At 41.4% G+C, this 9,598-nt stretch carries 10 protein-coding genes; 6 read left to right on the top strand and 4 right to left on the bottom strand.

Annotation, left to right across the window (positions count from 1 at the left end; genetic code table 11):
• Positions 1-154 precede the first annotated feature (154 nt).
• From ACE1CC_RS21765 to ACE1CC_RS21750, 4 genes are all read right to left on the bottom strand, one after another.
• A complete protein-coding gene (locus tag ACE1CC_RS21765; RefSeq protein WP_413272530.1) occupies positions 155-496 on the bottom strand; it encodes a nitrile hydratase accessory protein in 342 nt (113 codons plus the stop codon).
• Positions 497-544: 48 nt separating this feature from the next.
• Positions 545-1,165 (bottom strand): nitrile hydratase subunit alpha, encoded by a 621-nt coding sequence (gene nthA, locus ACE1CC_RS21760; RefSeq protein ID WP_413272529.1) that lies wholly within the window; start codon positions 1,163-1,165, stop codon positions 545-547.
• A gap of 28 nt (positions 1,166-1,193) precedes the next feature.
• Entirely contained in the window at positions 1,194-1,940 is a 747-nt protein-coding gene (gene nthB, locus ACE1CC_RS21755) for a nitrile hydratase subunit beta (RefSeq protein WP_413272528.1), read from the bottom strand.
• Between the two features lie 86 nt (positions 1,941-2,026).
• Complete coding sequence (locus ACE1CC_RS21750; RefSeq protein ID WP_413272527.1) at positions 2,027-3,001, bottom strand: CobW family GTP-binding protein; 975 nt, start codon at positions 2,999-3,001, stop codon at positions 2,027-2,029.
• 742 nt (positions 3,002-3,743) lie between these two features.
• Between ACE1CC_RS21750 and ACE1CC_RS21745 the strand changes: the two genes are divergently transcribed.
• The 6 genes from ACE1CC_RS21745 to ACE1CC_RS21720 all read left to right on the top strand — a co-directional run bounded on the left by ACE1CC_RS21745 (position 3,744) and on the right by ACE1CC_RS21720 (position 9,558).
• A complete protein-coding gene (locus tag ACE1CC_RS21745) occupies positions 3,744-3,914 on the top strand; it encodes a hypothetical protein (protein WP_413272526.1) in 171 nt (56 codons plus the stop codon).
• A gap of 42 nt (positions 3,915-3,956) precedes the next feature.
• Positions 3,957-4,880, top strand: coding sequence for a hypothetical protein (locus tag ACE1CC_RS21740; RefSeq protein ID WP_413272525.1), 924 nt, complete (start codon positions 3,957-3,959; stop codon positions 4,878-4,880).
• Between the two features lie 70 nt (positions 4,881-4,950).
• On the top strand, positions 4,951-8,187 hold the full coding sequence (locus tag ACE1CC_RS21735) for an ATP-binding protein (RefSeq protein ID WP_413272524.1): 3,237 nt from the start codon (positions 4,951-4,953) through the stop codon (positions 8,185-8,187).
• A 207-nt stretch (positions 8,188-8,394) separates the two neighbouring features.
• The gene (locus ACE1CC_RS21730; RefSeq protein ID WP_413261378.1) at positions 8,395-8,823 is read left to right on the top strand and encodes a DUF7680 family protein; all 429 of its coding nucleotides are present in this window, start codon (positions 8,395-8,397) and stop codon (positions 8,821-8,823) included.
• A 1-nt stretch (position 8,824) separates the two neighbouring features.
• Complete coding sequence (locus tag ACE1CC_RS21725) at positions 8,825-9,178, top strand: hypothetical protein (protein ID WP_413272523.1); 354 nt, start codon at positions 8,825-8,827, stop codon at positions 9,176-9,178.
• Positions 9,175-9,558 carry a hypothetical protein gene (locus tag ACE1CC_RS21720; RefSeq protein WP_413272522.1) on the top strand — a complete coding sequence of 128 codons (384 nt, stop codon included), beginning with the start codon at positions 9,175-9,177 and terminating at the stop codon, positions 9,556-9,558. The genes ACE1CC_RS21725 and ACE1CC_RS21720 overlap by 4 nt, the downstream gene beginning before the upstream one ends.
• Positions 9,559-9,598: the final 40 nt, after the last annotated feature.

Raw genomic sequence — 9,598 nt, 5'->3', positions numbered from 1 at the left:
CAATTACTTTTTTCGAGTAATTGATTATCACAAGTTATTTGTTAAATCATTAACTCGAAGAAAACTTATCTATCACTCTTACTCCATTAGCTAGTTAATCATCCTTTTCCTTTTCTGTTACTTTTTCAGCAAGCCCTAATTAAATCATCTGATATTACTCCTGTTTCATCAATTCAACTGTGCGTTTTTCCCATTCATCTGCATCAATCAAATTAGACTCAAAAACTAACTGCTCTAAAGCTTGAAGCCATCGTTGGTAATAGTCCCAACTCGGATCATCTTTACAATGAGTTGCTTCCCATTGAGCGATCGCATCGATTAACTCTTGGCGAAAGTCTTCCCATTCATAGTGTCCCTTTTTGGACAAGGCAAGGGCAATTCCAAAGGCGCGTTCTTCCCAAAATCGCTCAAATTTCAATGTTCCATAATCACGCGGGGGAGAAGTTTCGCTACCCATCATGGAAGTGACTGCAAAATGTTCAAATCGAAGTTGCACAGCTTATTATCTCCTCAATTGACGATCGCTTTATCTAAACCAATTTCACTAAGCAGGAACCTTGACTTGAGCAACCCCCATCATCGCTTCTGGAGTCACCAAGGCGGCGAGTTCTGCTTCACTCATACTTTCTGTTTGGGCTGGACGTTCTGGAAGCACAAACCAGCGAATTTGAGCGCTACTATCCCATACCCGCACTTCTTTCGATTCATCTAGTTCCAGCCCAAATTCCTGAAGAACTTTACGAGGTTCTTTTACAGCACGGGAACGAAAAGTTGGGTCTTTGTACCAGTAAGGTGGCAATCCCAACATAGGCCAAGGATAGCAAGAACAAAGGGTGCAAACAATTAAGTTATGAACCTTGGGGGTGTTTTCTACCACTTTCATATATTCACCTTCGGCTCCAGCCATTCCCGGTGGGAAGTCCATTTGTGCGATCGCTGCTGGTGTATCGGCAAGTAGACGAGCTTTAAATTCAGGATCGACCCATGCTTTTGCAACTAATTTTGCACCATTAAAGGGACCGAAATCAGTTTCAAAGAAACCCAATACTTTATCAACAGTTTCACTGCTAATGATACCTTTTTCTATTAGTAATGACTCTAAAGCTTTAACTCTAGCAGCATTATAAGCTTCCCGATCGTCTCTGTAACTAAAACGTTCGTTCACAACAAATCCTCCTCAATAAATTTTGCAATTATTCAGCGGCTTCAACGTATACTTCAAATAGGTCAGCATAAACCCAAGAATTGCTTTGGGCTATGTCACTCCAAATATCTTTCGGGTCAAATTTGACACTGTAAACATACATTGGCTCTCCCAGTCCATCTGCTCCAGTAGAACAAAGATAGGCATAAGCACCTTGATAAACTTCATCGACAATGCCAGTTTTATTGCGTAGATATCCAGGTAGGCGCGTATGTTCTGTAGTTGGGACATCCTTTACCAAAACTTTTTGACCTACATTAAATTTCGGTTGATTATCAACTTCTCGAATGGCAGGATCGCCACGATGCAAATAATCGATAACTTGGTCATCGATAGCAGGTTCAGACATACTTGGTAAGGGAGCATCTGTCTTTTCTAAATAGGTTGCTGTCCGTGTATCCAGTTCTTTCTGTGTGATGTAGCCTGATTGCACAAAAAAGCCAGAAATACCGCCCAACCACTTTTCGTAGTAGCGAAACCGAAAGTAGTCAAAGGGGTTCATTGCTTCTGCACCTTTGCGGAGGTCTGCCCAAGTCCAAACACTGTTAAATTTTGTTGGTACGTTTTCGATCGGATATTGTGGCAGAGCTTGGCTCAGGTGTTTGCTTAGACCCATCATAGCGACATGAATGCCAAAAATTCGAGTTTCCCAAGGTTCGACAAATACCCGTTTCTCAAAATTCAGGGGTTCTGAATCTATGCCTTCTAACCCACCTAAGTAATGCTGTAATTTCATCCTATTTCTCCAGTTGCGGTGAACGCTCCTCAATAGTGTATTTCAGGTTACAGAGCTTATTTTGTATCTTAGTTTTCTCACTACATTCACACCTCAAGTAAACAAGCTCGAAATTCTTGTTTGAGTTGGGCGGCATCTAAGTTACGCCCGATAAATACTATTTCATTTTTGCGTTCTTCTCCTGGTTGCCAAGGACGACCCGGCCTGCCATCGAGTATCATGTGAACACCTTGAAAGACAAACCGCCTGTCCTGGGCATCGATATCTAAAATGCCTTTCATCCTGAAAATATCGGTTCCTTTAACTTGAATTAATTGATTTAACCAACGATTTAGTTTGTCACCATTGACTATGCCCCCTTGGGCGATCGATACTGAGTAAACAGATTCGTCATGCTGGTGAGTATCTTCTTGAAGAAATTCTGGGTCAATGCTCAATAATTGCTTCAAGTCAAATGCTTCGATACCCAGCACAGCATCTATATTAATGTCACAATTGTGAGTCCGATAAATTTTCGCAAATGCAGTCATGCTGCGAATGCGCTGCTCTAGTTCATCTAACTGCTCAGGGGAAACTAAATCGATTTTGTTGAGTAAAATTACATCAGCAAAGGCAATTTGTTCCTGTGCTTCTTCTGCATCCCAATGTTCCCAAATGTGCAAGGCATCCACAACTGTTACTACTGCATCTAATTGGGTTTGCTGACGCATCACGTCATCCATAAAAAAAGACCCAATTACAGGAGCCGGATCTGCCAACCCAGTTGTTTCGATTACCAAATAATCGAATTTTTCCCGCTTGAGCATCAAGTCGCTAAAAATACGAATTAAATCACCACGTACTGTACAGCAGATGCAACCGTTATTCATTTCTAAGATTTCTTCATCGGCGTTAATCACCAGCTGAGAGTCAATGCCAATTTCTCCAAATTCATTCACTATTACCGCGACTCTTTTGCCATGTTGATTAGTCAAAATTCGGTTGAGCAGGGTAGTTTTACCTGCCCCTAAATAGCCTGTGAGAATTGTTACGGGGATGGAATTGGATGCTCGTTTGGGCATAGAACTACTCCTAATTTGAGTAATGAGGTTTACTCTCGGTAAACCTCCCTCTTCTGTATGTAAGAGAACTGGTGGACGAAAAAATGTTATTTATGCTACATAATGCTTTGACTTAAACCACAACTTATTCTCAGGCTACTAGCTTGAGAGCATCCATAACTCCGGAATCCAAGATGGTCAATTTGTAACCTAATTGTAGTATGATAGAGTTATCTATTTTCAAGACCTCCCAAAATGAAAGGAGAAAAACTATGACTGAGATTGTAGCACTTGCAACTTCCACAACCTTAAAAACACAAGCCAAGGTAGTCACAGAGTTTTTTGTGCCATCATGCGTCCTAGAAGATTGACAACAAAATTCCTCTGTGTGCCTTGCTATTAACAAGTAACACATATTGAGGAAACCAATGAACTTAGAATTATTAGGCTGGAGCGAGTTTTTTGCTCACTGCTTCGATCGCCAAAATTGGGACGGCTACACTGTTTTAGTCCAGCTACTTATGCAGCATCAGCATTAAAACAAACTTTGTTAGAACCTATAACAACGCAACGGATTATTATTGACTGTGTTGCGCTGACTGGATTTTCGTTACTAATACCATTTCTCTGTAACAATGCGCTTAATAACTTTCTGCACGGCTACTATATCTAGCAAGGATTTCATGGGAAGTAATTACGAAATATTAAGCGCATCTTCATAGAGAATTAGTATAACTCTCTGGTTTGTAGCTCGTAAGTTGCATTGGCAAAACCGTTAAAAGTAATTTTATCTGTTGCTCAAATTGTTGTTGTTGGATGGAGTTTAGGCGATCGTCAATTATCAAATGGTTCTTCCGTAGTTACTCTTTTTATCCAATACCTACCAAAGATGCAACTTGCGTTGTGGGAAGGAAGTTTAAATTTTGAGCTATGATAGCTGGAAAAAGCCCAAATATTAGGGATTAACTTTTTATTTATGACCAGCGAACCACAGGCTACCGCTCCCCAAGCGAAATTATTTCAAGCTATTGGAATTGTACCAGGGAAAGTCAGGCTTGACTCCGAAATCAATAGAGCATTTGTCAAGATACAAGGGAAGGAGTACCCCTTGAAATACGCGCCTCACAACAAAGGGATGAGAGCTTGGGATGCACTAAAACTGGAACTAGGAGAAAACGGAACCAAAGAATTAAGGCTAACGGTATATCCCCAAGTGTTGCATTTTCCGGGGCGAGATAAAACACACATATTAGGATTCTCACTTGTAGGATTCGCACCTATAAATGGTGAGGATAATTCATCTGATAAGGATGTGTTTGCTGCACAAGATTTTGAGTTTAAACTTTGTGGATTGTGGCAATTTATTCCAGTGTGTAGAACGCCGTGCATTTCAGTTTTTCGGAACTTTAATGAGGAGACTAAAACCAGAATTAAACCGCTAGACTCTGCACGGAAAGTCCGATTCATGAAAGCGCAACATCTTCCCTTAATTTGGAAAGATGCGCTTGTACCACCATTCCGATTCAATCCAAAGCTTCAGAAGGAAGAGCAAGGTAAGCGTTATTTTGTGGAGATCAAAGCACGGTTCATCCCAGGTAGGGATATGTTCGGATTTGAATCCTTGAATGGGATACCTACTGAGGAAATACCGCCACACTTCAAACCTGGTAAGGCTTTGAAGGCAGAAGTACTGGAATTGAAGAAACAGCAGAAGCAGGCTAAAGCCCAGGAAGTGAGTAACGTCGATGAAGCAAGAAGTTCGCCGCCTACGGTCACTGATAAGCCCAAGCCTGCGCTCAAAAAGAAGGTTGTAGTGCAACCTGAAACTGAAGAAACTGGTGGGAGCGATCGCACAATGGATCGCTTGCAACTTGAGTTAATAGCTAAGTGTAAATTGTAAATTTAGCCCTTACTACGGGAAAACTTAAAATAAGACCCCAAACCGTTTGAGGGAAAAAGAACTAAAAATCATGCTGCCATCCATTTTTCAGACTTGCGTTCCCAGAGAAGAAATCCAACAAGGAGAACTCTCTGTAGAGTTATTCGCCGCCAAACTGCGATTAGTAGTGGATGGCAAAGCCCCCACAGTTTATCAAGACCCCAAAACCTTCTTCGCCAACACTTTCCCCACAGATGGGATAAAAACCCTGATTAAAGAAGTATTCGGGCGCTTAACTGGACAAGCTGCGGGGTCGCCTATTTTGCGGCTGGAAACAAGTTTCGGCGGTGGCAAAACTCACGACGAGATAGCCCTTTGGCACATTGGCAAACAAGGACGATACATTGAAGGACTGGAACGCTTTGCTGATTTAAACTTAATTCCAGACCGTCCCATACAAGTTGCCGCAGTGGATGGTAGGGACTTAGACCCTGAAAATGGCGTTTATCACCCGGAAACGGGCATCACTACTTATACTTTATGGGGTGAAATAGCTTATCAGATTGGTGGAATTGAAGGTTATAAATTACTTCGAGGTTCTGACGAGAAAGGTATTAGTCCCGGTACTTCCGTACTGGAACGACTGACAAACGGACAGCCTACCTTAATTATTCTCGATGAAATTGCGCGTCATTTGCGATCGGCTAAAGCGAAACAAGTCGGTAAAAGCGACCTATCCGAACAAGTAGTCGCCTTCCTATTCTCCCTGATGGATTTAGCCGCTGCTTGCAATAACTTAGTATTTGTCTATTCCCTCGCTTCCGCATCCGATACCTTTGGGGGAGAAACGACTGAACTACAAGAATTAATCCAAGCTTCCGCCAGACAAGAAAGAGTTTTAAGTCCCTCCACCGATGTTGAAATCTACAATATTGTCAAACAACGCTTATTTGATAGCGTCAGTGCTAAAGCTGCTGAAGATGCGGCGAGAGAATATTTAAACAGCTACCGTGCCAGTCGGATCAATTTGCCAGATGGATGTAAAGATGCTAGATATGCTGAGGCGATCGCATCATCTTACCCCTTCCATCCCGAACTTTTCAACCTGCTAACTAAAAAGATTGCCTCTATTCCAGAATTCCAACGCACTAGAGGGGCGCTAAGATTATTTGCCCAAGTAGTCCGTCACCTTTGGCAGAATACAAACGATTGGATACCGCTAATTCATACTCATCATATTCCAGTCGGATTAGATGCAGAAATTACCAATGATTTAACTTCTCGTCTCCAGCGTCCCTTAATGCGAAATCCCATTGGGGCAGATATTTATAACCCAGATGGTAGAGAAGCTTACGCCCAAGTACAAGACGGGGAATGGATAGCTGCTGGAAAACCTCCCTTTTCTACTTGGGTAGCCAGCACTATTTTCCTACATTCTCTCACCCAAGGAACTTCATCTGGAATTCGACGGGCTGAATTAAATTTATCCCTGCTTACACCCGGATTAGAAATTGGATTTGTTGACCGTGCCCTACAACGACTCAGCGCCGTTGCTTGGTATTTAGATGATGACCCAATTACCTCAATTTCTCGGTTCAAAGAAGAACCTTCGATTAACAAAATCATTGCCGAAGAGAAAGAACAAATTGGCAGAAGTGAAGCCAAAGATGATTTAAGAAATCGTCGAGATAGCATCTTCGCCAATAAATTCTTTACCCTTGTTTCTTCCCCAGAAAATGCGTCTGATGTAGACGATGACCCCGATTATGTGGCATTATGCGTGATTGATTTTGATGAAGCCACTGTTTCTGCTACTACAGACCCTCCACCTCATTTAGTCGAGCAAATTTTCAGTAATACAGGTGAATCTGGAAAATTTCGTACCTTCCGCAATCGCTTATTATTCTTAGTAGCTAATCGGCAAGAATTAGAACGCGCCATAGATAATGCTAGGGAATATAAAGCGATTCAAAATATCCTCAAAAGTCAAAATCGGTTAAATGATTTATCAGAAAATCAACAAAAACAACTGAAGCAGAAACAAGGCGAAATGGATTTAGCGGTACGCATCTCTTTAACTAATGCTTATCGTCATTTATTCTATCCTGCTAACGATTCAGTAAAAGCCCCCAAAGGGTTGATGCACTATGTATTAGCTGCCCAAGAATCTAGCGAAGTAAAAGGAAAGAATAATCAACAAGATGTGATTTTAAAAGCCCTCAAAGATTGTCAGAAAATTCGCTCGGAAGAGGCTAAACCTTTTGCGCCTGCTTATATTATCCAAAAAGTTTGGCCTTCCGGTTTAGATTATTGGACAACTAAAGCTTTAAAAGAAGCTTTTTCTAAAGATTTGAGTTTGAATATTTTGCAGGATGTGGAAGTTTCTAAACTGCGCGATACCCTTCGTCAAGGGTTAGAGATGGGACAATGGGATATGAAAGTCGGAGAACGCCTGTTCATTAAAACCGATGACAGTAAGCTAACTTTACCAGAAACGATCGATTTTAGCGATCGCACAACCCTCTACCGTCGAGGCATTCTCGAACCCCCCAAACCCAAAGAAATCGAACTTAGTGCCCAACTGATGCCCTCAACAGAACCCACAAAACCTGTAAGAGTGCGCTGGAAGGCGAAAGGGGCGTTCACTGTTCGCCTTTACCAAGAAGGGACGCTAGTACCCGGTGAGTTTCGTCCTTCTGATGAGTATGAGGCGAAAATTAGCAACACAACACTTTTTCGGGTAATTGCTGACTATGGTAACGGGGAAACCGCCGAAAAGGAAACGCGAGTAGTTATTGCAGTTCCCGGAAGAACACCCACTGTTAGCAATGGCGGTGGTACTTACACCGTAGGCGGCGGTAGTTTAGGGACGTTGTTTGATGCCAAACCCGACATTATAGAATTAGATGGTAGCGTGAATACTGCTTTTAATGCGTTGATCGATCGCTGCACCGATAATAAAGTACAAGGCATCGAATCCCTAGAACTATCCGTCAGTCAAGTTGTAGATTATCGTAAATTAGGGACAGCAATTCCTTTATTAACTCGCTTCAAATTGCACATTGACCAAACAGTTATGATTCAAACAGGCGACCAGTTTGTAAGATTAGAATATCAAGGGCCGATTCGGGGTTTCCAAACCTTTTTTACTACTATTAATAGTTTACTAAATACCCCAGATGTGCAAGCCAACGTCAGCCTGAAAATTTCCTTTGAATTTCAACCAGCAATTCAACCACAAGGAACAGAACTTAATACAATTAAACAGACGCTTAATCGCAATCCAGTTGACCGCTTGAATCTGGTTGTTAAGGTGACGTATGGATAAGAACAGGTTGGTTTTATTGTAGTGCGAGCATCTTGCTCGCCATTCAATTCCCGATATAAAATTGTTCTTCCGTAGTGCGAGCATCTTGCTCGCCATTCAATTTCCGATATAAAATTGTTTTTCCGTAGTGCGAGCATCTTGCTCGCTAAAATTTATTGACCCTAAACCTTTATTGACCCCAAGCAAGACGCTCCCATTCCCGGAAATATGCAAGAGTTCCAGTTAAGAATCGTTCCCTTAGATAACAACAATTTTGCTTTAGAATTGTACCAATGTGCTTATAAAAAAGCCGGAGAAAAAAAGCGTCCTGCTGCCAAAAGAATTGGACGACTCAAAGGTAATGCTTTAGTACAAGCAAGAACAGTAATTTACAGCCTATTAAAAGCGAACAATTACGATCCAAAAACCTTATCACATCAACGACAAGCACCTTATATTTTATCAGAAGATTCCGGCGTAAACTTAGCAATTTTATTTCAGGCATTACAACCACTTTCCAAACCAGAAAGAATTGCTAATATCACTTCTGGAGTCATGGCAATGAGTAATGAAGAAGCCCATTACTGGTTCGCCAAAATAGCAAATGGAAAGCGGTCTACTGCATTAAAAGCTTTGCGAATTTTACTAGGGGATTAATATGGCAAATCTATATTTAATTACCAGTCTGTTTGATGAAGGAATTTATGAATCTAGCTTTCGCGTAGTCGAGGCAGAATCAGAGTTAGAAATTGCCCAACATATTCTCGCGCATCCTTCACCTTGGCAATGGTTTTTAGATAGGTCTTATCCTAGAGATTGGCGAAATCGGAGTTTTTCCTTTGGGTCGTTATGGGACTGCGTGCAAGACCCTCAAATGACACCAGAAAGATTGCTAGAATTGATTAAAATGACCAGCGTTGATGGAGATTCAACCGCTCAATTAGCGATTCATAAGATTACAGTAAATCAGTTATCAGATGTTAATACTGACCCTTGGAGTAAAAGAGCATGAAACTTTCTGATTTGTCTGATGAAACTTTGAATAAAATTAAATCTCTGCGGTGGGATAGAATTATTGAGAAACATGAAGGGCCAGAACGCTGGTCATCAGTTCTTGAATATTATGACCCGGAGTTCATGGAAATTGAGGGGCGTTGGGTATTGTTACCTGTAGAGCGAGAAAATCACGCAAATATAACGATTTTACGGACAATTTGGAGCGCAGATGGTAACTCGCTAACGCTATTTTTGAAGGATACGACCTTTGGTGATGATGATTTTTTAGCTGGATTTATGGCGGTTTGTGATAAACTTAAAGACGAGGAATTTTTTATCGCCATTTTATATCACGAGTGGTTTGTGATTGAGCGAGGAGATGCTTTTGATGGATAAATTATATATCAAATAACGAGCAAGATGCTCGCACTCCAAA

Origin of the sequence: Floridaenema aerugineum BLCC-F46 (genome assembly GCF_041929345.1) — a bacterium.
Classification (GTDB): domain Bacteria; phylum Cyanobacteriota; class Cyanobacteriia; order Cyanobacteriales; family Aerosakkonemataceae; genus Floridanema; species Floridanema aerugineum.
The sequence above is the reverse complement of the archived record's forward strand: the minus strand, read 5'-3'. Positions and strand labels throughout refer to the sequence as shown.